Source organism: Streptomyces eurythermus, from assembly GCF_014649115.1.
Lineage (GTDB): Bacteria > Actinomycetota > Actinomycetes > Streptomycetales > Streptomycetaceae > Streptomyces > Streptomyces eurythermus.
The window spans coordinates 205,196-226,711 of the sequence record NZ_BMSK01000004.1 but is presented as its reverse complement, the minus strand read 5'-3'; the positions used below and the strand labels follow the sequence as shown (position 1 = coordinate 226,711).

Annotated in this window: 22 protein-coding genes and 2 pseudogenes; 15 read left to right on the top strand and 9 right to left on the bottom strand. The window is 74.1% G+C overall.

The genetic code is table 11. The features are described 5' to 3' along the window. Nucleotides 1-30: 30 nt before the first annotated feature. From IE251_RS08925 to IE251_RS08915, 3 genes are all read left to right on the top strand, one after another. Nucleotides 31-969, top strand: a complete 939-nt coding sequence (locus tag IE251_RS08925) for a PAC2 family protein (RefSeq protein ID WP_030792460.1) — start codon at nucleotides 31-33, stop codon at nucleotides 967-969. 69 nt (nucleotides 970-1,038) lie between these two features. Then, complete coding sequence (gene coaE / locus IE251_RS08920; protein WP_189752360.1) at nucleotides 1,039-1,656, top strand: dephospho-CoA kinase; 618 nt, start codon at nucleotides 1,039-1,041, stop codon at nucleotides 1,654-1,656. Nucleotides 1,657-1,705: 49 nt separating this feature from the next. Then, nucleotides 1,706-2,086, top strand: a complete 381-nt coding sequence (locus tag IE251_RS08915) for a tetratricopeptide repeat protein (protein WP_030792454.1) — start codon at nucleotides 1,706-1,708, stop codon at nucleotides 2,084-2,086. A gap of 63 nt (nucleotides 2,087-2,149) precedes the next feature. On the opposite strand, the gene IE251_RS08910 is transcribed toward IE251_RS08915, so the two are convergent. Continuing rightward, nucleotides 2,150-2,488, bottom strand: a complete 339-nt coding sequence (locus tag IE251_RS08910) for a DUF6343 family protein (RefSeq protein WP_189752359.1) — start codon at nucleotides 2,486-2,488, stop codon at nucleotides 2,150-2,152. Between the two features lie 158 nt (nucleotides 2,489-2,646). Here IE251_RS08910 and IE251_RS08905 point away from each other — a divergent pair, with 158 nt between their 5' ends. After that, the gene (locus IE251_RS08905; RefSeq protein ID WP_189752358.1) at nucleotides 2,647-3,339 is read left to right on the top strand and encodes a class I SAM-dependent methyltransferase; all 693 of its coding nucleotides are present in this window, start codon (nucleotides 2,647-2,649) and stop codon (nucleotides 3,337-3,339) included. A 628-nt stretch (nucleotides 3,340-3,967) separates the two neighbouring features. Here IE251_RS08905 and IE251_RS08900 read toward each other — a convergent pair. Next, nucleotides 3,968-4,666: an RNA-binding S4 domain-containing protein gene (locus tag IE251_RS08900; protein WP_189752357.1), complete on the bottom strand. Its 699-nt coding sequence runs from the start codon at nucleotides 4,664-4,666 to the stop codon at nucleotides 3,968-3,970. A 142-nt stretch (nucleotides 4,667-4,808) separates the two neighbouring features. Between IE251_RS08900 and IE251_RS08895 the strand changes: the two genes are divergently transcribed. Next, complete coding sequence (locus tag IE251_RS08895) at nucleotides 4,809-5,501, top strand: uracil-DNA glycosylase (RefSeq protein ID WP_189752356.1); 693 nt, start codon at nucleotides 4,809-4,811, stop codon at nucleotides 5,499-5,501. 22 nt (nucleotides 5,502-5,523) lie between these two features. Here IE251_RS08895 and IE251_RS08890 read toward each other — a convergent pair whose 3' ends face one another. After that, nucleotides 5,524-6,198, bottom strand: coding sequence for a GntR family transcriptional regulator (locus tag IE251_RS08890; RefSeq protein WP_189752355.1), 675 nt, complete (start codon nucleotides 6,196-6,198; stop codon nucleotides 5,524-5,526). 232 nt (nucleotides 6,199-6,430) lie between these two features. Here IE251_RS08890 and IE251_RS08885 point away from each other — a divergent pair, with 232 nt between their 5' ends. After that, nucleotides 6,431-7,888, top strand: coding sequence for an NCS1 family nucleobase:cation symporter-1 (locus IE251_RS08885; protein WP_189752354.1), 1,458 nt, complete (start codon nucleotides 6,431-6,433; stop codon nucleotides 7,886-7,888). A 1-nt stretch (nucleotide 7,889) separates the two neighbouring features. After that, nucleotides 7,890-8,648, top strand: coding sequence for an aspartate/glutamate racemase family protein (locus IE251_RS08880; RefSeq protein WP_189752353.1), 759 nt, complete (start codon nucleotides 7,890-7,892; stop codon nucleotides 8,646-8,648). Here IE251_RS08880 and IE251_RS40880 read toward each other — a convergent pair. Continuing rightward, complete coding sequence (locus tag IE251_RS40880) at nucleotides 8,630-9,100, bottom strand: GNAT family N-acetyltransferase (protein WP_229896680.1); 471 nt, start codon at nucleotides 9,098-9,100, stop codon at nucleotides 8,630-8,632. The genes IE251_RS08880 and IE251_RS40880 overlap by 19 nt on opposite strands. After that, a pseudogene (locus IE251_RS40875) lies at nucleotides 9,086-9,487 on the bottom strand (RidA family protein); the annotation flags it as partial. The gene IE251_RS40880 and the pseudogene IE251_RS40875, both read right to left, overlap by 15 nt. Nucleotides 9,488-9,778: 291 nt before the next feature. On the opposite strand from IE251_RS40875, the gene IE251_RS08870 reads away from it, so the two are divergent. The 4 genes from IE251_RS08870 to IE251_RS08855 all read left to right on the top strand — a co-directional run bounded on the left by IE251_RS08870 (nucleotide 9,779) and on the right by IE251_RS08855 (nucleotide 14,344). After that, nucleotides 9,779-11,779 carry an FUSC family protein gene (locus IE251_RS08870; RefSeq protein ID WP_189752351.1) on the top strand — a complete coding sequence of 667 codons (2,001 nt, stop codon included), beginning with the start codon at nucleotides 9,779-9,781 and terminating at the stop codon, nucleotides 11,777-11,779. Between the two features lie 90 nt (nucleotides 11,780-11,869). Further along, nucleotides 11,870-13,240, top strand: coding sequence for an amidohydrolase (locus IE251_RS08865; protein ID WP_189752350.1), 1,371 nt, complete (start codon nucleotides 11,870-11,872; stop codon nucleotides 13,238-13,240). Between the two features lie 144 nt (nucleotides 13,241-13,384). Next, nucleotides 13,385-14,029: a DUF899 domain-containing protein gene (locus IE251_RS08860; protein WP_189752349.1), complete on the top strand. Its 645-nt coding sequence runs from the start codon at nucleotides 13,385-13,387 to the stop codon at nucleotides 14,027-14,029. 138 nt (nucleotides 14,030-14,167) lie between these two features. Then, complete coding sequence (locus IE251_RS08855; RefSeq protein ID WP_189752348.1) at nucleotides 14,168-14,344, top strand: DUF8839 family protein; 177 nt, start codon at nucleotides 14,168-14,170, stop codon at nucleotides 14,342-14,344. A 92-nt stretch (nucleotides 14,345-14,436) separates the two neighbouring features. Here the strand turns inward: IE251_RS08855 and IE251_RS08850 are convergent, their stop codons facing one another. Both IE251_RS08850 and IE251_RS08845 read right to left on the bottom strand, forming a co-directional pair. After that, complete coding sequence (locus tag IE251_RS08850) at nucleotides 14,437-14,817, bottom strand: hypothetical protein (RefSeq protein WP_189752347.1); 381 nt, start codon at nucleotides 14,815-14,817, stop codon at nucleotides 14,437-14,439. Nucleotides 14,818-15,002: 185 nt separating this feature from the next. Continuing rightward, nucleotides 15,003-15,788, bottom strand: coding sequence for an ATP-binding protein (locus IE251_RS08845; RefSeq protein ID WP_189752346.1), 786 nt, complete (start codon nucleotides 15,786-15,788; stop codon nucleotides 15,003-15,005). A gap of 212 nt (nucleotides 15,789-16,000) precedes the next feature. Between IE251_RS08845 and IE251_RS08840 the strand changes: the two genes are divergently transcribed. From IE251_RS08840 to IE251_RS42305, 3 genes and pseudogenes are all read left to right on the top strand, one after another. Further along, nucleotides 16,001-16,861 carry a Sco1979 family transcriptional regulator gene (locus IE251_RS08840; protein WP_189752345.1) on the top strand — a complete coding sequence of 287 codons (861 nt, stop codon included), beginning with the start codon at nucleotides 16,001-16,003 and terminating at the stop codon, nucleotides 16,859-16,861. Continuing rightward, nucleotides 16,862-17,116, top strand: coding sequence for a DUF397 domain-containing protein (locus IE251_RS08835; RefSeq protein ID WP_189752344.1), 255 nt, complete (start codon nucleotides 16,862-16,864; stop codon nucleotides 17,114-17,116). A 286-nt stretch (nucleotides 17,117-17,402) separates the two neighbouring features. Further along, a pseudogene (locus IE251_RS42305) lies at nucleotides 17,403-17,564 on the top strand (SAM-dependent methyltransferase); the annotation flags it as partial. Between the two features lie 64 nt (nucleotides 17,565-17,628). Here IE251_RS42305 and pdxR read toward each other — a convergent pair. Beyond that, the gene (pdxR, locus tag IE251_RS08825; protein ID WP_189752343.1) at nucleotides 17,629-19,095 is read right to left on the bottom strand and encodes a MocR-like pyridoxine biosynthesis transcription factor PdxR; all 1,467 of its coding nucleotides are present in this window, start codon (nucleotides 19,093-19,095) and stop codon (nucleotides 17,629-17,631) included. 47 nt (nucleotides 19,096-19,142) lie between these two features. Here pdxR and IE251_RS08820 point away from each other — a divergent pair, with 47 nt between their 5' ends. Beyond that, on the top strand, nucleotides 19,143-19,700 hold the full coding sequence (locus IE251_RS08820; RefSeq protein WP_189752342.1) for a carboxymuconolactone decarboxylase family protein: 558 nt from the start codon (nucleotides 19,143-19,145) through the stop codon (nucleotides 19,698-19,700). A 281-nt stretch (nucleotides 19,701-19,981) separates the two neighbouring features. Here IE251_RS08820 and IE251_RS08815 read toward each other — a convergent pair whose 3' ends face one another. Then, the gene (locus IE251_RS08815; RefSeq protein ID WP_189752341.1) at nucleotides 19,982-21,469 is read right to left on the bottom strand and encodes a glutamate synthase subunit beta; all 1,488 of its coding nucleotides are present in this window, start codon (nucleotides 21,467-21,469) and stop codon (nucleotides 19,982-19,984) included. Nucleotides 21,470-21,516: the final 47 nt, after the last annotated feature.

Below are 21,516 nucleotides of genomic sequence, written 5' to 3'. Positions count from 1 at the left end.
CCATGACGAACACGAGGAGGAGCGGTCACAGTGCTTGATCCGCAGGGTTTGTACGCATGGGAGCCGAAGGGCCTCGCCGTGGTGGACATGGCGCTCGCCCAGGAGTCGGCCGGCCTTGTCATGCTCTACCACTTCGACGGATACATCGACGCGGGTGAGACCGGCGACCAGATCGTCGACCGGCTGCTCGACTCACTGCCCCACCAGGTCGTCGCCCGGTTCGACCACGACCGGCTCGTGGACTACCGGGCCCGCCGGCCCCTGCTGACCTTCAAGCGGGACCGCTGGACCGGCTACGAGACCCCGGCCATAGAGGTCCACCTCGTCCAGGACACCACCGGTGCCCCCTTCCTGCTGCTGTCCGGCCCCGAACCGGACGTGGAGTGGGAGCGGTTCGCGGCGGCGGTGCGGCAGATCGTGGAACGGCTCGGCGTGCGCCTGTCCGTCAACTTCCACGGCATCCCCATGGGCGTCCCGCACACCCGCCCGGTGGGTCTGACCCCGCACGGCAACCGCACCGACCTCGTCCCCGGCCACCGCAGCCCGTTCGACGAGGCACAGGTGCCCGGCAGCGCCGAGTCCCTGGTCGAGTACCGCCTCATGGAGGCCGGCCACGACGTCCTGGGCGTCGCCGCGCACGTCCCGCACTACATCGCCCGCTCCCCGTACCCGGACGCCGCGCTGACCGTCCTGGAGGCCGTCACGGCCGCCACCGGCCTGGTACTGCCCGGCGTGGCCCACGCGCTGCGCACGGACGCCCACCGCACCCAGACCGAGATCGACCGGCAGATCCGGGAAGGCGACGAGGAACTGACCGCGCTCGTCCAGGGGCTCGAGCACCAGTACGACGCGGCGGCGGGCGCCGAGACCCGGGGCAACATGCTGGCCGAGCCCGTGGAGATCCCGTCGGCCGACGAGATCGGGCGGGAGTTCGAGAAGTTCCTGGCGGAGCGGGAGGGCGACAACTGAGGCGGGGGAGCGGGCGCCGGCCGGCACCTGCCGCGACGGCCCCCTGGCCGAGCGTCTAGGCTTCCGCTCATGCTGACAGTGGGCCTGACCGGCGGGATCGGCGCCGGCAAGAGCGAGGTGTCGCGGCTGCTCGTGGAGCACGGGGCCGTCCTGATCGACGCGGACCGCATCGCCCGCGAGGTCGTGGCGCCCGGCACCCCCGGTCTCGCCGCCGTGGTCGACGCCTTCGGCCCGGACGTCCTCGCCGCCGACGGCGGCCTGGACCGGCCCCGGCTCGGCTCGATCGTGTTCGCCGACCCGGAGAAGCTCGCCGTCCTCAACTCGATCGTGCACCCTCTGGTCCGGGACCGCTCCCGTGAGCTGGAGAGCGCCGCGCCCGAGGACGCCGTGGTGGTCCAGGACGTCCCCCTGCTCACCGAGAACGGCCTCGCGCCGCTCTACGACGTCGTGATCGTCGTGGACGCGAGCCCCGAGACCCAGCTCGACCGGTTGGTACGGCTGCGCGGGATGACCGAGGAGGACGCACGCGCGCGTATGGCCGCGCAGGCGACGCGCGAGCAGCGCCGGGAGATCGCGGACATCGTCATCGACAACGACGTCCCCCTGGACGCCTTGCGCAAGCGGGTCGCCGAGGTGTGGGACGGCCTCGCCCGCCGGGCGCGGCAGGGGAGCGCCGGCGCGGAATAGCCGACCGCTCGGGGGCGTTGAACCGCTGGAGCAAGGGAAGGACTCAGCCGTGCCCGAGACCAGCGGTTCCACCGGACGTACTCCGGAAACGCATGTCATCGACTTCCGTGCCGCCGAGCAACTGCTCAACGCGCGGGACCCGCGGGGCGCGGTGAAGCTGCTCGACGGAGTCATCGCCGCGCACCCCGAGAACACGGCGGCCCGGCTGCTGCGCGCGCGTGCCTTCTTCGCCGCGGCGCAACTGCGTCCCGCCGAGCTGGAGTTCACCATCGTGCTGGAACGCGAGCCGGACAACGCGTTCGCGCACTTCGCCCTGGCCCGCACCTACGAACGCCAGGGCCGCCCCGACCAGGCCAAACGGCACTTCCGGCTGGCCGCCGCGCTGGACCCCAACCCGCGGTACCTGAAGGCGGCGCGCTTCGACGCGTGACGCCCGGGCGGCGCCGACGGCGCGCCCGCTCGGCCGGGGCAGGGGAGTGCCCGCCCCGTCCGCTCACGGATGCCGGGGGCCGGGCCCTCCTCGGTACGGCCGTCCGCCCGGAGGATGGTTCCCCGGCGGGCCCGGGTACGGCGGTCCGTCCTCCGGCGGCCGGTACGGCGGTATGTCACGGCCCGGCTGGTAGTGCGGGCCCTGCCGGATGTGCCGCAGGACCACGGCCAGGTCGACGGTGGTCACCAGCCACAGCGCCGCGCACGCCGCGGCCCAGCCCGGCCGCCCGGCCAGTGCGAAGGCCACCGCGCCGAGGGTCGTCCAGCCCACCCCCCACACGCTCAGCCAGAACCGCGCCCGCAGGGCACTGCGCGCGGTCGCCGGTTCACTGCCCGTACGCATCGGACCACCACTCCTCCTTGCAACGTACTCTTCGACGCCGACCCGCACCACCACGCGGAACGGCGGCTCGGACGGTTCCCGTTCCGGCCTGAATGACTCGAAGGAGTGAATCGGGGGAGAGGGGAAACGGGCGTACGGGCGTGAGCCGTTGTCCGGGCATGAGGATCGAGACGCGTGAGGGATACGAGGGCACGGGCCCGGGGGCGATCACCCCGGACGGCTGCGCGGTCGAACTGTACGCACGGCTGCCGGTGGGGGACGAGCCGGACATCATCGCCGCGGCGGTGCCGGCCGGGGCGCACATCCTGGAGCTGGGCAGCGGGGTCGGCCGGGTGACCCATGCGCTGCTGGAGCGCGGCTTCACGGTCACGGCGGTGGACGAGTCCGCCGACATGCTGGCCCGGGTCCGCGGGGCGCGCACGATATGCGGTCCCATCGAGAGCCTGGACCTGGGCGAGACGTTCGACGTGGTGATGCTCGCGTCGTTCCTGGTGCACGCCGGTGACGAGGAGGTGCGCAGGGGCTTGCTGCGTACCTGCGCCCGGCATGTGGCGGAGGGCGGCTGCGTGCTCATCCAGCGGGAGGGCTCGGACTACCACACCGACGTGCCCAGGGAGCGGGTCGACCCGAGCGGCTTCACCGTCCGGATCACCTCGATCGAACCGGCCGGGGAGGGCGTCCACTCGGTCCACGCGGAGTATGTGTTCCCGGACGCGGTCTGGACCCAGACCTTCCTGTCCAGGCCCCTGACGAAGGAGCAGTTCGAGTCGGCGCTGGCGGAGGCGGGACTGAGGGTGGACAGGTATCTGACCCCGGACGGGATATGGGTGAGGGCGGTGCCGGTGGGGTGACCGGGGCGGTCGCCCTGGCCGGGCCGATGACAGGGGAGGTATCAGGTGGCGGGGCCCGCCGGTTCGCCGGCCGTGGGGTTCACCGCCGGGTCCGTCGGCGCCCTGACCGTGCGGGTGACGGCCGGGCCTGTTGGCTTACCGTCCGTGGGGTTTGCCGCCGGGCTCGTCGGTTCGTCGGCCCTGGGGGACGCCGCTTGGCCGTCGGCGTTCCGGCCGTGGGGTGATGCGCCGGGCCTGTTGGCTCACCGTCCGTGGGGTTTGCCGCCGGGCTCGTCGGTTCGTCGGCCCTGGGGGACGCCGCTTGGCCGTCGGCGTTCCGGCCGTGGGGTAATGCGCCGGGCCTGTTGGCTCACCGCCCGTGGGGTTTGCCGCCGGGCTCGTCGGTTCACCGGCCCTGGGGGACGCCGCCTGGCCGTGGGCGTTTCGGCGGTGAGGTGATGCGCCGGGCCTGTTGGCTTACCGCCCATGGGGTGATCCGCCGAGGCCTGGTGGCTCACCGCCCGTGGGACTGCCGTCGGTACTGCCGCTGACCGGCCCTGCGGAACACCGGTCGGGGCGTCAGCTCGCCGGCCGTGCGGGGGACGGCTGATGCCGTTGGGTCCGCCGCCGGTGCCGGGCCTGTCCCCGACTAGCCACGGCCCTCCGGTCCGTCACGGCCGACCGATCTCCGGCGGCCGCCCGGTTCGCCCGTACCCTTGCGGCTGCCCGTGCCCGTGCCCGTGCCCGAACCCGCGCCACCCGAACCCGCGCCGCCCTGTCCGCCTCGGCCGGTGGGTGGGACGGGGCCGGCGAAGCCGGCGGGGGTGCCGAGGGCCAGGCCGCGGAGGCGTTCGAGTTCGCGTCGGTCGCGCTTGGTGGGGCGGCCGGCGCCCCGGTCGCGGAGGGCGATGGGGGCGACGGCCTCGCGGGGCGGCGGCGGAGGGGAGTTGTCGATGTAGCACTGCGCGGCCACGGGCGCCCCGACCCGCTTGCGGATCAGGCGCTTGACGATCACGACCCGTTCCCGGCCCTCTTGCCGCAGCCGTACCTCGTCACCGACGCGCACGGCGTAGGCGGGTTTCACCCGCTCGCCGTTCACCCGCACATGCCCGCCCCGGCAGGCGGTGGCGCCGAGGGAACGGGTCTTGATCAGACGGACGGCCCAGATCCAGCTGTCGATGCGGACGGTCTCGCCGCCCGCCGGCCCGGCGGCCTCGGCCGCGGCCACCGCGGCGGCGATCTTGGGATCGAGCGGCTGTGCGGCGGGGGCGGACCCCGCCTCGTCCGGCGCGCCCGCCTCCTCGCCGGTCCCACGGTCCACGTTCTCGTCCGCATCCTCGGAAGCCATGCCCCGACCTTAACGCGCACGGGCCACCGACCCGGAAGCGTTTTCCCGGTGCTCACCCGGGCACCCGCGCACCCCGGCCCGCCCCACCGCCCCGCCTCCGCCCCACCCCGTCGACCCACACCCCCAGGCTTACGGTGACCGTATGGACAACACCAGCGCCCTCGCCCGGCTCGACCGACGCGTCGCCGGGTGCCGGGCCTGTCCCCGGCTGGTCGAGTGGCGGGAGGAGGTGGCCCGCACGAAACGGGCCGCGTTCGCCGACTGGACGTACTGGGGGCGGCCGGTGCCCGGCTTCGGTCCCGCCGACGCCCGGCTGGCGATCATCGGGCTCGCCCCGGCCGCGCACGGCGGCAACCGCACCGGCCGGATGTTCACCGGCGACCGTTCCGGAGACGTGCTCTATCAGGCGCTGTACGACGTGGGGCTGGCCTCCCAGCCCACGTCCGTCAGCGCGGACGACGGTCTTGAGCTGTACGGCGTGCGGGTCACGGCGCCGGTGCACTGCGCGCCGCCCGCCAACAAGCCGACCCCGGGCGAACGCGACACCTGCCGTCCCTGGCTGGTCCAGGAGCTGACGCTGCTCCGGCCGACACTGAGGGCCGCCGTGGTCCTCGGTGCCTTCGGCTGGCAGGCCGCGCTGCCCGCGTTCGCGGCGGCCGGCTGGACGGTGCCCCGCCCCCGCCCGGCGTTCGGCCACGGCGCCCGGGTCGCGCTGGACGGCCTGGACCTCTTCGGCTGTTTCCACGTCAGCCAGCGCAACACCTTCACCGGCCGGCTCACCGCCGAGATGCTGCGGGAGGTCCTGCGCGCGGCGGCGGACGCGGCCGGGCTGTAGTGACGGGCCGGTACGGCCGCGCTCAGCCCTCCTCGCCGAACAGGTGCCGTACCGTCGAGCGGTAGTTGGCGCGGACGTGGCCGAGGGCGTGGGCGCGGGCCCGGTCGGGGTCGCCGGAGGCGATGGCCTCGTACAGTTCGCGGTGTTCGGCGAGGAGTTGGGGCCATTCCTCGTTGCGCCGGGTGAGCCAGCGCAGGCGGCCGTCGACCGGTTCCATCACCGAGATCAGCAGGCCGTTGCCGGCCATGGCGAGGACCCGGTCGTGGAAGCGCGTGTTGACGTCCGTGATCGCCTCGGCGTCCCCCGCCTCGGTCGCCAGGGCCGCCCGGCCGAGCAGGTCCCGTAGCTCCGCCAGGTCCCGCGGGGTCGCCCGGGCCGCCGCCAGACCCGCCGCGTACACCTCCAACGCCTCGCGCAGCTCGAAGAGTTCGCGGACGTCGGCCGGGGTGAGCCGGCGTACGACGGTGCGGCGGGCCGACTCGAAGAGGACGAAGCCCTCGGCGACCAGGGCCCGGATGGCCTCGCGCACCGGCACCCGCGAGACCCCGAACCGCTCGGCCAGTTCCCGCTCCACGAGCCGGTCGCCGGGCCCCAGGCGCCCGGCGATGATGTCCTCCCGCAGGCTCGCCAGGACGCGCTCGCGCACCGCGCCCAGGGGTTCGGTCTTGGCCCGCCCGGGGCCCGTCGTGGGGCTCATGGGCCCATCCTCGCCGACGGCAGGGGTCTTTTACCGGGCCGTAACGGCGACGACATCGGTCCGGACGCATGACGGCGGGACCATGACAGCAGTTTGGTATACCAAACACGCCCGTCCGGCACTCGAGGAAATCCGCCCGGCACGCAAGGAACCTCGTCCGGCACGCAACGAAACACGCCGGGAAAACCGCCGGGAAACCGCCGTCCTCCGTCCCCGCGACCCTGGAGGCCCCGTGTCCCTCGCCGACCGCGCCACCGCCACCGGCGCCGCCGCGTCCGTCCCCGACCCCCGCCTCGTCAACGAGGACCTCGCCCCCGCGAAACAGCGGAACTGGAAGGTCTTCGACCTGTTCGCCCTGTGGATGTCCGACGTCCACAACCTCGGCAACTACACCTTCGCCGCCGGCCTGCTCGTCCTCGGCCTGAACGTCTGGCAGGTCCTCACCTCCCTCCTCGTCGGCTTCGTGCTCATCTACGCGGGCATGAACGGGATGGGCAGGATCGGCCAGCGGCACGGGGTGCCCTTCCCCGTCGTCAGCCGCATCAGCTTCGGCGTCTGGGGCGCCAACGTCCCGGCGCTGATCCGGGCCGTGATCGCCATCATGTGGTACGGCATCCAGACCTATCTGGCCTCCGTCGCCGTCAACGTCATGCTGCTGGCCGCCTGGCCGGGCCTGGAGTCGCTCACGCGCCCCTCCTTCCTAGGCCTGGCCGCGCTCGGCTGGATCTCCTTCCTCTCGCTCTGGCTCCTCCAGGCGCTGATCATCAGCCGGGGCATGGAAGCGGTGCGCCGGTTCCAGGACTTCTGCGGTCCGGCGATCTGGCTGGTGATGATCGCGCTGGCCGTCTGGGTGCTCGCCGAGGCCCACTGGCACATCCCGCTCACGGCCACCCCGCACCCGGTCACGGCCGGCGAGCAGTGGCGGCAGTGGTTCGGCGCGATCGGCCTGACCCTGGCCACCTACGGCACCCTGATGCTCAACTTCTGTGACTTCTCCCGCTTCGCGCCCGACCAACGGACCGTCCGGCGCGGCAACTTCTGGGGCCTGCCCGTCAACTCCACGGCGTTCGTGGTCGTCTCGGTGATCGTCACGGCGGGCTCCCTGGAGGCGTTCGGCAAGGCCGTCACCGACCCGGCGGAACTGGTCGCCAGGGTGGGCAACACCTGGGTGCTCGTCGTCGCCGCGCTGACCTTCGCCATCGCCACCATGGGCGTCAACATCGTCGCCAACTTCGTCTCCCCGGCGTACGACCTGGCCAACGTCTGGCCGCGCAGGATCACCTTCAAGGCCGGCGGGATGATCAGCACGGTGGCGGCCCTGGTGGTCACCCCCTGGAACCTCTTCTCCAACCCTGCCGTCGTCAACTACTTCCTCGGCGGCCTCGGCGCCTTCCTCGGCCCGCTGTTCGGCGTGATCATGGTCGACTACTACTGGGTCAAGCGCGGCAGGATCGACGTGGACGCGCTGTTCGACGCCCGGCCCGGCACCCCGTACCACTACCGCAAGGGCGTCAACCCCAAGGCGCTGTGGGCGTTCCTGCCGTCCGCCGCGGTCGCCGCCGTCCTGGCCCTGGTGCGGAGCTTCGGCGCGGTGTCGCCGTACTCCTGGTTCATCGGCACGGCGCTCGCCGCCGGTCTGTACGCGGCGCTGTGCCGCCGGGAGCGCGCGGCGGCGGGACAGGAGGGCTGACGTGCGGATCGTCGTCACCAACTGCAACACCACCCGCGAGATGACCGAGGACATCGTCCGCGGCGCCCGCGGTGCCGCGGGCCCGGACACCACCGTGACCGGACTGACCCCCGCCTGGGGACCCGAGTCCGGCGAGGGCTGGCTGGACAGCTACCTGTCTGCCGCCGCCGTCCTCGACGCGCTCCGCACCTACGACGGCCCGCCCTGCGACGCGGTGGTGCTGGCCGGGTTCGGGGAGCACGGGCGGGAGGGCGTACGGGAACTGGTGGACGTACCCGTGGTGGACATCACCGAGGCCGCGGCCCACCTCGCCTGCCTCCTCGGGCGCCGCTACGGCGTCGTCACCACCCTCGACCGGTCCCGCGGCCAGATCGAGGACAGCCTGGAGACCGCGGGCGTGGCCCGCAACTGCGCCGCCGTCGTCGGCACCGGCCTCGGCGTGCTCGACCTCGCCGCGGACCCGGCCCGGACCGAGACCGCGTTCCTCACCGCCGCCGCACGCGCCCGGGACGCCGGCGCCGAGGTGCTGATCCTGGGCTGCGCCGGGATGACCGGGCTGGAGCGCACGGTGGCACGGAAGCTCGGGCTGCCCGTGGTCGACGGCGTCGGGGCGGCGGTCAAACTCGCCGAGTCCCTCGTGGCACTCGGCCTGACCACGAGCCGCGCGGGCGGCTACGCCAAGCCGCTGCCCAAACACCGGGCATGGGGGCGTCCCACGGCACCCGGCCGGTCAGGGACGGCTCAGGGCCGCCAGTCGTAGCGGACGTCCGGTTCGCGCTCCTCGTTGCGGCTGCCGTCGGTGAACTCCACGGCGGTGAAGCCGTGCCGCTCGTAGAAGCGGTGGGCGGGCTTGTTCACCTGGAACGTCCACAGGGTCAGCCCGCCCGGGCTGCGCTCCTTGGCCAGCGCGACGAACCGGTCCCCGATGCCCCGGCCCCGCCACTCGGGGTCCAGGTACAGCTGGCTCAGCTTCTCCCCGTCCAGCACCATCAGACCGACCACACCGGCGCCGGCCGCCTCCGCCACCCAGGTCTCCCGCGCCGGCACCACGACCTCACGGATGTAGTCCCGGACCTCGTCGTCGGTGCGCGGGCGGACGACGGTCGGCAGCGCGGCGTCGAAGGACCGCAGGTAGACGTCGGCGACGGCACGGGCGTCGGCCGGCACGGCACGGCGCAGCACGACCGGGTCCGCCGCCGGCTCCGGTACCACGGCGGTGGCCGTGATCTCCACGAGCTGGCCGGGGTAGCCGAGGCAGCTCACGCCGAGCAGCGTGGAGGAGTGCGGGCCCGCGCTCAGCCCCGAGGACTCCACCACCCGCCACACCTCGGAGAGCGCCGCGCTGTCGTCGCCGACCACGTACACGTCCGTCGTCAGCACATGCTCCAGATCACTGCCGACGGCCCGCAGCTGCTCGCGCAGATTGGCGATCACCTGCTCGGCCTGGCGCACGGGGTCCCCCGGCCCCACCAGCTCCCCGTCGGCGGTCAGCGGCACCGACCCGGCGAGGAACGCGAGCTTCGTGCCCGCCTCGACGACCGAGGCGTGGGAGTAGACGGGCGGAGGGAACAGGGCGGGGGCGGTCACGCGCCGGATCACGGAAGCGGCTCCTACGGGGGATCGGTGGACAGATGCCCGATCATCCGGCCCGCCCGGCCTCGCTCGCATCCGAATTAACCACGCCCAGGAGCCGTCGGGGCGTCGGACCCACGAAGGGGCGTGCTTCTGAAGGCGAGGAGGCCGTCGGGCATTGCGTTCATAAAGAAAACGGCCGTCCCGGCAGGTTTCACACGGCCGAAACGTGATCGTTCCGTTCGCGCGGGGAACGCGATCTACCGTGGAGCCACCTCCACCGGCCACCGTCGTCCGAAGGCCCACCCCCGCCCTCGAATGAACAGGAGCCCCGTGTCCCGGCCCGCCGTACCCCCCTGGCTCGCCCACGCCTTCCGCGCCCAGCGCGAACCCGTCCCCTGGAACGCGGTGTGCCGGGGCGCCCTCGCCGCCGGGCCGTCGCTGCTCGCCGGGATGCTCCTCGGCCGGACGGCCCTCGGGGTGCTCGCCGCCATCGGCGCCATGCTCGCCGGCATCAACGACCGGCCGGGCGGCCGGCGGGCCTCCGTGCGCCGGCTCGGCGTACCCGCGTCGGCCGGAGCGGCCGGGCTGCTCGTCGGAACGTACGCCGGACAGGGGCTGACCGCCGTACCGCTAACCCTGGTGCTCACCGCGCTCGGCCTGGCCGCCGGCGGTATCAGCGCCGTCGGGCCCGTCGCCTCCGCCGCCGGCACCCAGCTGCTCGTCGCCGCGGCGGTCGGCGCCGGGATGCCCGCGGCCGACCCCGGCTGGCAGCGCGCCCTCGCCTTCCTCGCCGGGGCCGGCTGGCTGCTCGTGCTGCGGCTCGTCCTGCCCACCCCCGGCTCGCTCGCCGGGGACTTCCGGTTCGACGGGGAGCGGGCCGCGGTCGCCGCCGTGTACGACGCGATCGCCGCGCTCGTCGAAGCCGCGGGCGGCGCGCACGCCACCGCCCGGCGGGCCGCGCTGACCGCCGCGCTCGACCACGCCCAGGACGCCCTCGCCGGACCCCGGCTGCGCGGCCGCCCCGCCTGCGCCGCCGAACGCCGGCTGCACGCGCGGTTCGCCGCGGCGCTGCCCCTCGCCGAGGCCGCCACCGCCCTGTGCTGGGCGGGGGAGCCGGTGCCGGCGCGGGCGGCGCAGGGACCCCGGCGGCTCGCCGCGGCCGTCCGCGCCGACACCGGCCCCGGCCCGCTGCCCGCCCCGCACCTGCCCTCCGGCCGGCTCCGCGCCCCCGGGACACCGCCCGTGCTCCCCGCCCTGCGCGCCCTGGACGACGCCCTGCTGCGCGCCGCCGAGGCCTTCGACCGGGGCGAGGGCAGCCACGGCGGGCTGCCCGTCCGGCGCCGGGGCCCGCGCCGGGCGCTGCGGGCCGCGCTCGGCGCCGGCGGGCGCGAGTACGGTCTGCGCGTCGCCCTCTGCTTCGGCGCCAGCGCGGCCATCGCCCAGGCCCTGCACCACGCCCGCTGGTACGGGCCGCACACGCACTGGTACTGGCTGCCCGCCACCGCCGTCTTCCTCGTCAAGCCCGACCTCGGCCCGCTCGCCTCCCGGGTGCTGTGCCGGGCCGCCGGCACCGTCCTCGGCGCCCTGGTCTTCGCCGGACTCGCCGCGCTGCTGCCCCGCCCGGCCGGACTGATCGCGCTGGTGGCGGTGTGCGGCGCGCTCATACCGGTCGCCACCCGGCACTTCGCGGCGCTCACCGCCGTCGTGACCGTCCTCGTCCTCGCCCTGATCATGGCCGGTGGCGAACCGCAGGCGTCGGCCGGCCGGATCGGCGAGACCCTGCTGGCCTGCGCGCTCGTGCTGGTCGTGGGACACCTGCCGATGCCGGGGGAGCGGGGCGGCGGGGTACGCGACCGGCTCACGGCGGCCGGGGGCGCGGCACACGCCTACCTGCTGCACGTCCTGGGCCCGCCCGGGCACGAGCACGCGGCCGGGCCCGGGGGCCGGGCCGAGGGGCGGGTGCTGTCCGGGGAGTCCGGTGGGCGTGCCGAGCGGTGGGCGTCGGGCGAAGGGCCTGGTGACCGTGCCGAGCGGTGGGCGTTGCGCCGGGAGGCGTACCGGACCCTCGCCGAGGCCCGGACCGCCATCTCGCACGCCGCCGCCGAACTGCCCGCCCTGGCCCGGCACACGGAGGGCACGGACGCCGTCGCCGAGGCGCTGGAACGGCTCGTGGACACCACCACGGCCTGCGCCGTGCACCTCGACGACACCGGGCGGCTCACCCCCCGGCACCTCCGGCGGCTGCGCGAGGCACTGGCGGAGCTGGAGCGGCTGGAACGAGGGGGCGTACGGGTACCGCTGCCCGTCGCCGCGTAGCCCTACCGAGCCGACGTGACGGAGCCGTCGTAGCCGTACCGAGCCGTCGTGACCGAGCCGTCGCGGCCGTACCGAGCGTACGTTGGCCGCATGAGTGCCGTTGGGACCCCGGGCGACTCCTCCGCCGACCTCGTCGTCACCGGCTGTGCCGTCCTGGTGCACGACGGAGCGGAACGGATCGGATTCCGCGAGGACGCCGCGATCGTCGTCCGTGACGGGGTGATCGACGCGGTCACCCCGGCCGCCGCCGCCCGGGACGTACCGGCCGTGACACGGATCGAGGCGCGCGGGCAGGTCGCGCTGCCCGGTCTGATCAACTGCCATACGCACGCGCCGATGGTGGCCCTGCGAGGGCTCGCCGAGGACCTCCCGACGGATGAGTGGTTCAACGACGTCGTCTGGCCCGTCGAGACCAACCTCACCGAGCGGGACGTGGCACTGGGGGCGCGGCTGGCCTGCGCCGAGATGATCCGGGGCGGGGTGACCTGCTTCGCCGACCACTACTTCCACATGGACACGGTCGCCGACGTCGTCGCCGAGTGCGGCCTGCGCGCCCACCTCGGGCAGGTCTACTTCTCCGGCCAGGGGCCCCGGGGCCGGGAGGCGTCGCTGGAGTTCGCGCTCCGCCGGCGCGGCGCCGCCGGCGGCCGCGTCACCACCGCCCTCGCCCCGCACGCCCCCTACACCGTCACCGACGCCGACCTCACCGCCACCGCCGAACTCGCCCGCGCGCACGGCCTGCCCGTCCACATCCACGCCGCCGAGAACCGCGACCAGACCGAGACCAGCCTGGCCCGGCACGGCCGTACCCCCGTCGAGATCCTGGACCGCACCGGCCTGCTGGGCACCGACCTGCTCATCGCCCACGGCACCGGCATCCTGGAGCGGGACCTGCCGCTGCTGGAACGCACCGGCGGCCGTACGGCGGTGGCCACCGCGCCCCGCGGCTATCTGAAGTTCGCCTGGCCGACGACCACGCCGGTACGGGCCCTGCGCGCGGCCGGCGTCCCCGTCGGCCTCGCCACGGACGGCGCCGCCTCCAACAACTCCCTCGACGTGTGGGAGGCGATGGCGCTGACGTCCCTGATCCAGAAGTCCGCCGAGGGCGACCCGCGCTGGCTGACCGCCCGGCAGGCCCTGCACCACGCCACCTCGCAGAGCGCCCGCGCGGTCGGCCTCGGGGACCGGATCGGCTGCCTCGCGCCCGGCCGGCGCGCCGACATCGCCCTCGTCGACCTCACCGGCCCGCACACCCAGCCGGTCCACGACCTCGCCGCCACCCTGGTGCACAGCGCCCGCGCGGCCGACGTCCGGACGACGATCGTGGACGGCCGCGTCCTGATGCGGGACCGCGTACTGCTCACCCTCGACGTGGAAGACGTCGTACGGGAGTTGACGCGGCGGCTGCCCGGGCTGACCGCGCGCGGCCATGGACGGCGCGTCCAGGAGTACGACACCTGAGCCCCGCCTGAGCCCGCTGCCCGGCGGAACGCGGGTGGCATGGGAGCCCGGTGAGACTGGCCGAAAAACTCCCCCTTCGCGGCGATGAGTTCCGCGCGCGCCGACGGTCACCACCCTCGGACCGACCGTCGGACAGGAGGGCTCATGTCGTTTCCGGAGATCGTCTCGCGTGAGCGGTGGCGCGCGGCGCGCGAGGAGTTGCGGCGCAAGGAGGAGGCGGTCAGGCGGGCACGCGAGGCCCTGGACGCCGAGCGCCGGGGGCTGCCCATGGTCGAGGTCGACCCGGAGTACGTCTTCGAGGGCGGCGACGGCAAGGCCACCCTCCTGGACCTCTTCGAGGGCCGGGCCCAGCTCGTCGTCCACCACTTCATGTTCGCGCCGGAGTGGGAGACCGGCTGCCCGTGCTGCGCGGCCTTCCTGGACCAGGTCGGCCACCTCGCCCATCTGCGTGCCCGCAACACCTCCTTCGCGGCCGTGTCCCGGGCACCGTTCACCCGGATCCTGCCGTTCAAGGCGCGGATGGGCTGGGCGGTGCCCTGGTACTCCTCGGCGCACAGCGACTTCAACCGCGACTTCGAGGCCACCGTCGAGGCGGACGGCGAACTGGTCGAACGCGCGGGCGTCAGCTGCTTCCTGCGCGACCACGACCGGGTCTTCCACACCTACTCGCTGTACGACGACGGGCTGGACGTGCTGGGCACCACCGCGGCCCTGCTCGACCTGACCGCGCTCGGCCGCAACCCCGCCGGCAGCGACCGGCTGCGGCTGCACGACGAGTACGACTACTGATACGGAACGGATCCTCACCGTCCGCGCCGAACCGGTGTCGGCTAGGTCTCAGTACCGTCACCGGGCGAGGCGTTTTCCTCACCAGGGCGTTCTCCAGAGCGTTGACTCCTTGCACGTACGACGCTTCTGGAGGTCGAGATGGTGAACGGGCGAAGGGTGCTCGAACGCTTTCCCGCCGGTGGTCCGCGCGGCTCCTGGCCCGCGGAGGAGTTCGCGCACGCGCGACGGATGGAAGGCATGCCCGCCGAGGTCGTCATGGACCTCGCGACGGACGCGTTCCTGGTGATCGTCCGCGGCGCCGAACCGTCCGAGTGAGCCGGTCGGACAGGCTCTGACGAGGCGTACGGGGGTGTGAGGAGAGGTACGGGGTGGGGGGACGCGCGGGGGAGTGCGGGGGAGTGCGCGGGTTACGCCGACGAGGCCCGTGACCAGTCCGGGGCCGTACCCGTCACCCGGCACAGGGCCAGGTAGAGCGGGATCGGCGGGGTGTACGGGACCGTGCCCGCCGGGCGGTGGATCAGCCGGGCGGTGCCGGTGACCATGGCGCCCGTGGTGTAGCGGGCCGGTGACGGCCAGGGCAGGGCGTAGTCGGAGTCCGACGGCACGATCCACCACCACTGGGAGCCGTCGGCGTACACGCAGCCGACCCGCGGCAGCCGGGGTACGACGAGCGGGCCCAGTCGGTCGGGCACGGCCACGGCGTCCCAGCCGAGCGGCGCGGTCATGCCGTCCGGCAGCGACAGCGGCTGACCCGCGTCCTGGTCCGGGGCCGACCGCCGGCGTTGCATCCGGACGAGCGTGTCCAAGCCGAAGGCGCCCTCCGGACCGGCAGCGGTACGGGAACGGGAACCGGCACCGGCATGAGACCCGGCACCGGCAGGGGACCCGGTACAGGCATGGGAGTCGGCCCCGGCACCGGTTCCGGCGTCCCCGGTTCCGGCGTCGCCGGTCCGTCCGGCGCCGACGGCGCCCGTCACGGCCGCTCCCGGTGACGACGCTGCCCGGGCGTGCGGCACGGGTGTTCCGCCGGCAGCTCCGCCGACGCCGTGTGCGGGTGCCGCTCGGCGTGGAGGGCGTCGCCGTCGTAGCGCCCCGACTCCCGCAGGTACCGCTCCGCCGCGGACTGCTGGTCCTCCCCGGAGTCCTCGGTGCGGCCCGGCTTGGGGCGGGCGCCCCAGCCCAGGTCGGCGCGCGGCTCGGGCGCGTCCTGGGCGGTGTCCGCCTCCTGGGCGGTGTCGGTGCCGCGCGGCAGTTCGGCCCAGACCAGCAGGCCGGGGCCGTGCTCCTGGGCGCCCCAGGCCCGGCACAGCGCGTCGACGAGAAGCAACCCCCTCCCGTGCTCCTCGTCGGGTCGCTGCGGGGACGGGTGGGGTTCGCCAGGAGCACAGCCCTCGTCTCGGACGGCTATGCGCACCATGTCGTCGTGGTCGTGCAGCTCGCACACGACCCGGCTGCTCGCGGTGTGCACGATGGCGTTGGTGACCAGCTCGGATATGACCAGGGCCGCGCTGTCACAGGTGTCCGCGCAGACCGCCCAGCCGGACAGCCGGGCCTGGGTCAGACGTCTCGCCTGGGCGACGGAACCCGGATGTGCGGCCAGCTCGAAGCGGAACCTGCGTCCGGCGGCGCCTCCCTGGAGGGGTGCCCCCTCCACCAGGCCCGAACCGGCTCGCGCGGGGATGCCCCCCTCGGCGCCGAGACCGGTACGGCCGGCGGCGGCGTCTGTTCCTAAAGGCGCGGACGGAATCACGCCTGCCACTATCGCCCCGTCGCGGACACTTGGCAAGAGTCACTCTGAAAAATGCAGAGTGTTGTGGACTCTGTCAGGGAGCGTGGCACACTGCTCGCAACAGTTCCTCGCGCGGCGCCAATTGGAGTCGTCGGAGATCGGGCCCGGTCTTCGAATGAGTCTTCGAATGGCGCCGCAGGGCTGTCGGGAAACTTTCGGAGGCTTTCGGTGGAGGTGGGAGCGTGAGCGAACCGCGGTCCGCGCCGACGGTGGGCCAGGTGGTCCTCGGCCGGCGCCTGCAGGACCTGCGGGAGCGCGCCGGGCTGAAGCGCGAGGAGGCCGCCCGGGTCCTCCATGTCGCCCCCGCCACCGTCCGCCGCATGGAGACGGCCGAGGTCGCCCTCAAAATCCCGTACCTGCAACTGCTGCTGAAGGCCTACGGCGTCCCCGACGACGAGGCCGACGTCTTCGTCCAGCTGGCCGAGGAGGCGAACCGGCCCGGCTGGTGGCAGCGGTTCCACGACATCCTGCCGGGCTGGTTCTCCATGTACGTCAGCCTGGAGGGCGCGGCCAGCCTCATCCGCTCCTACGAGCCGCACTTCGTCCCCGGGCTGCTGCAGACCGAGGACTACGCGCGTGGCGTGCTGAGGTCCGGCGCCATCGGCCAGACCAGCCCGGACGACATCGAGCGCCATGTCGACCTGCGCATGCGGCGCCAGGCCCTGCTCACCCGCCCCGACGCCCCCCGCTTCTGGGCGGTGATGGACGAGACCGCGCTGCGCCGTCCGGTCGGCGGCCCGGAGGTCATGCGCGCACAGATCGACAAGTTGCTTGAGGCCACGGAGTTGGCCCATGTGACGCTCCAGGTCGCCCCGTTCGCCAACGGGCCGCACCCGGGGACGTACGGGCCCTTCGTGCTGTTCCGATTCGCCATGTCCGAACTGCCGGACATGGTCTACAGCGAGTACCTGACCGGCGCCGTCTATCTGGACGCGCGCGCCGAGGTGGCGACCCACCTGGAGGTCATGGACCGCATGGCGGCACAGGCCGCTACGGCACAACGCACGAAGGAGATCCTCCGGGATCTCCGCAAGGAGCTGTGAATGGATCGCATCAGGCCGCGCGGACGCGTCTACAACGGCATGCCCGCGCGGGAGTTGGGCAGCGAGGGGTGGCACAAACCCTGGAGCGGCGGCAACGGCGGCAACTGCCTGGAGGCCATGAAGCTCGCCGACGGCCGGATCGCCGTACGCCAGTCGACCGACCCGGACGGACCGGCGCTGATCTACACCATGGCCGAGATGACCGCGTTCATAGAGGGCGCCAAGGCGGGGGTGGCCGACTTCCTGCTGTCCTGAACTCGCCGGCGGCCCGGCCCGGCGCCCCGTCGAGGCTTTTGATCATTGCGTTCGACTTCCCTCCCGTGACCCCGATCTGATGGGTCCCCGCGTCCGACGCTCACGGAACGCGGCAGGACAGGGCCGGACCCGACGGCCATCGAGACCGACACCGGCAGGCCGCGTCCCGCGCGGATGGACGACCGGTATCCCGGCGGCAAGGACAACCACCCCCTCGACGAGGCGATGGGCCGGCGACCGCCGGCCCGGACCGCCGGGAGCCGGTGACGGCGAGGGTCGACCGCGCCTCCCCGCACGCGAGGAATTCCCCCGCTTCTTCAGCGACCTGGACCTGGTGGGCCCCGGCGTGGAGTTCGTGCACCGCCAGGACCCCGGACCGGGCGAGCCGATACCAGGCCAGGACGACGGCGTGATCCCGCGGTACGGCGCGGCGGCCCGCAGGCCGTAGGGGAGTCGCCCCAGTCGTCATGGGCCTCCTCCGCCGCAGGAGTGCCGCCCGCGGCGGTACGGGATCACGCCGCCGCAAGCACCTCGCACAGCGCCTCCAGCGCCGCCCCGTAGGCGTGGTCGGCCGGGGCCGCGTACCCCACCACCAGGCCGTCGCCGGCCGACGCCGGGCCGTCCGGGTGCCGGAACGCGGCGAGACCGTCGAGGGCGACGCCCCGCCGCGCGGCGGCCTCCACCACCGTCCGTTCCGTGCCGGGCGGCAGCCGCAGCACCGCGTGCAGCCCCGCCGCGATGCCCGTCACCTCGATGTGCGGCGCCCGCTCGGCCAGCGCGGCGACCAGCCGGTCACGCCGGCCCCGGTACCGCTGCCGCATCCGCCGCACATGCCGGTCGTACGACCCACAGGCCACGAAGTCGGCGAGCGCCAACTGGTCCGGCACGCTCGCCCACCCCTCCCGCTCGCCCTTCGCCGCCAGCACCGGCTCCACATACCGCTCCGGCAGGACCATCCAGCCCAGCCGCAGCGCCGGCGACAGACTCTTGCTGACCGACCCGATGTGGATCACCCGCTCCGGGTCGAGTCCCTGAAGCGCGCCGACGGGCCTGCGGTCGTATCGGAACTCGCCGTCGTAATCGTCCTCCAGCACCACCGACCCCCGCGCGCGTGCCCAGTCGATCACCGCCACCCGGCGCTCCGGACCCAGCGGTCCGCCGGTCGGGAACTGGTGCGCGGGCGTCAGCAGCACGGCCCGCTCGGGCCCGAGCGCCACCACCCGCGCGCCGTGCTCGTCCAGCGGCAACGGCACCGTGCGCACACCGGCCGCCGAGAGCAGGTCCCGGTGGAATCCGAGACCGTACGCCTCCACCGCCAGCGGACCGCGCAGCACCCCGCCGCCGGCCGGCCCGCCTGCCCCGCCCGCCCCGCCTGTCGAGCCCGGCGCGTCCCGGCCGAAGAGCAGTCGCAGCGCGTGCGCGAAGCCCGAGCAGATCACGATCCGGTCCGGCTCGGTACGCACCCCACGCGCGCGTGCCAGGTATTCCGCCAGCGTCTCCCGCAGCTCCCGGCGCCCGGCAGGATCACCCGGCCCGAACGCCTCGCTGGGCGCCGCCTGGAGCGCCCGGCGGTACGAGGCCGCCCACGCCGCGCGCGGAAAGGCCGAGGCGTCCGGCCTGCCCTGCCGCAGATCGTGCCGCGGGCCACCCGCGCGTGCCGGCGCCTGGGCCGGCGCACCCACGGCCCGGCGCAACGGGCGCGCCCGCTCGGCGACCCGGGTCCCCGATCCCTGCCGGGCGGTCAGCCAGCCCTCCGCGACCAGTTCCGCGTAGGCGTCGGCCACCGTGTTGCGGGCCACGCCCAGGTCCGCGGCGAGCGACCGGTACGGCGGCAGCCGGGTGCCCGGGGCCAGCCGGCCACCGCGCACGGCCTCCCGCAGCGCCCGGGTCAGCGCGGCCCGCCGGCCACCCGGTCCGGACAGCTCCAGATGCAGGTCGACGCCGATCCGCTCCGCGTAATTGACCCACGATTCCGCCATGGAAATGCACCCTACTATCGGTCTTTCCGGCTCCTACGGTGGAGCACATGACGACGGACACGCACACCATCAGCCCCTCCGGCAGCGCTGCTGACAGCACCTTCGGCAGCACCTTCGATCCCGCCGCCGGGATCGCCGCCGCCGAGGCGGCCCGCACCCGCCTGGACTTCGCGAAGGCCGCGCCGGAGGTCTACCGCGCGATCATCCGCTTCGACACCGTCGCCCGCGCGGGCCTGGACCCGGCCCTGGTCGAACTGATCCAGATCCGCGCCTCCCATCTCAACCACTGCGCCTACTGCCTGCACATGCACACCAACGACGCCCGCAAGGCCGGGGAGAGCGAGGACCGGCTCCATCTGGTCGCCGTCTGGCGGGAGGCCCGGCACTTCTTCACCCCCAAGGAGCAGGCCGCGCTGGCCCTGACCGAGGCGGTCACCCTGATCGCCGACGGCGGTGTCCCCGACTCCGTCTACGCCGAGGCCGCCGCCCACTTCGAGGAACGGGAACTGGCCCAGGTCCTGTCCCTGATCCTCACCATCAACACCTGGAACCGGGTGGCCCTCGCCACGGCGAAGGTGGCGGGCACGGACGAACGCACCGGCTGAGGGCGGGCCGACGGTGGGATGCCGGTCCGTGGGCCGGTCGAGGCGGTCCGGTCCGTGGGGCGGCGAAACCGGTGGCGGCCGGTCGTCCGGCCGGCGGTGGAAGGGACCAGGTGGTGCGGGTTGCCCAGGCGCTGCGGGACGGAGCCGGGTGGTGCGGGTTGCCCAGGCGCCGCGGGACGGAGCCGGGTGGTGCGGGTCGGCCAGGCGGTGCCGGGAAGGGGCAGTCGGGTGGTACGCGTCGCCCGGGCGGCGCCCTTGGGGGCGGTCGGCGGTGCCGTCGCTCAGACGGTCATCGGCCGGTCCGCGGGGGTGATCGGGGCCGGGAGCCGGGAACTCCCCGTCAGATAGCGGTCGACGGCCGCCGCGACCGCGCGGCCCTCCGCTATCGCCCACACTATGAGCGACTGCCCGCGCGCCGCGTCGCCCGCGGCGAACACCCCGGGGACGTTGGTCGCGAACCCGTCGTCCCGGGCGATCGTGCCGCGCGGCCCCAGCGCCAGCCCCAGCTGCTCGATCAGACCGTCCTCCCGGTCCGGCCCGGAGAACCCCAGGGCGAGCAGCACCAGATCGGCCGGGAGCGCCCGCCCCGTACCCGGCAGCGGAAGCCGCCGTTCGTCGACCTCCACCAGATGCAGTGACCGCACATTCCCCCTCTCGTCTCCCGTGAAGCGGAGCGTGGACGCCGCGAACAGCCGGGCGTCCGCGTCCGCCGCCGGCGCCGTCCGCAGCTCCCGCGCCTCCTCGTGCGCGGCCGACAGCCGGTAGATCCTCGGGTACGTCGGCCAGGGGTCGCTGTCCTCGTCGCGCTCCGCACCCGGCTGCGCGTAGATGTCCAGCTGGGTGACGGACGCGGCCCCCTCGCGCACCGCCGTGCCCAGACAGTCCGCCCCGGTGTCCCCGCCGCCGACGATCACCACGTGCTTGCCGGCGGCCGACAGCGGCGAGACCTCCAGATCCCCTTCGCGCACCCGGTTCGACAGCGGCAGATACTCCATCGCCTGGTATATCCCGTTCAACTCCCGGCCCGGTACCGGAAGTTCCCGCCACGCCGTGGCGCCGGTCGCGATCACCACCGCGTCGTACCGGCCCCGCAGCTCGGCCGCCGGAACATCCCGGCCGACCGCCGTCGAGGTGCGGAACCTCGTCCCCTCGGCCAGCATCTGCCCGATCCGCCGCTCCAGATGCCGCTTCTCCATCTTGAACTCGGGGATGCCGTACCGCATCAGCCCGCCGATCCGGTCGTCCTTCTCGTACACCGCGACCGTGTGCCCGGCCCGGGTGAGCTGCTGCGCCGCGGCCAGCCCGGTGGGCCCGGAGCCGATGACGGCGACCGTCTTCCCGGACAGCCGCTCGGGCGGCCGGGCCGGCGTGAAGCCCTCCTCCCACGCCCGGTCGGCGATCGCGCACTCGACGTTCTTGATGGTGACGGCCGGCTGGTTGATCGCCAGCACACACCCCGCCTCGCACGGGGCCGGACACAACCGCCCGGTGAACTCCGGGAAGTTGTTGGTCGCGTGCAGCCGGTCGGAGGCGGCCCGCCAGTCCTCCCGCGAGACCAGGTCGTTCCACTCCGGGATGAGATTGCCCAGCGGACAGGCCTGGTGGCAGAACGGTACGCCGCAGTCCATACAGCGGTCGGCCTGCTCGCTGATGATGGGCAGCAGCGCTCCCGGGACGTACACCTCGTCCCAGTCCCGCACCCGCTCCTCGACGGGCCGCCGCGGCCACTCCTGGCGCGGCGTGGTCATGAACCCCTTGGGATCGGCCATGGCGTCTTCCTCGCGTACGGGGCACCACAGGCGCCGGGTGTACGAAG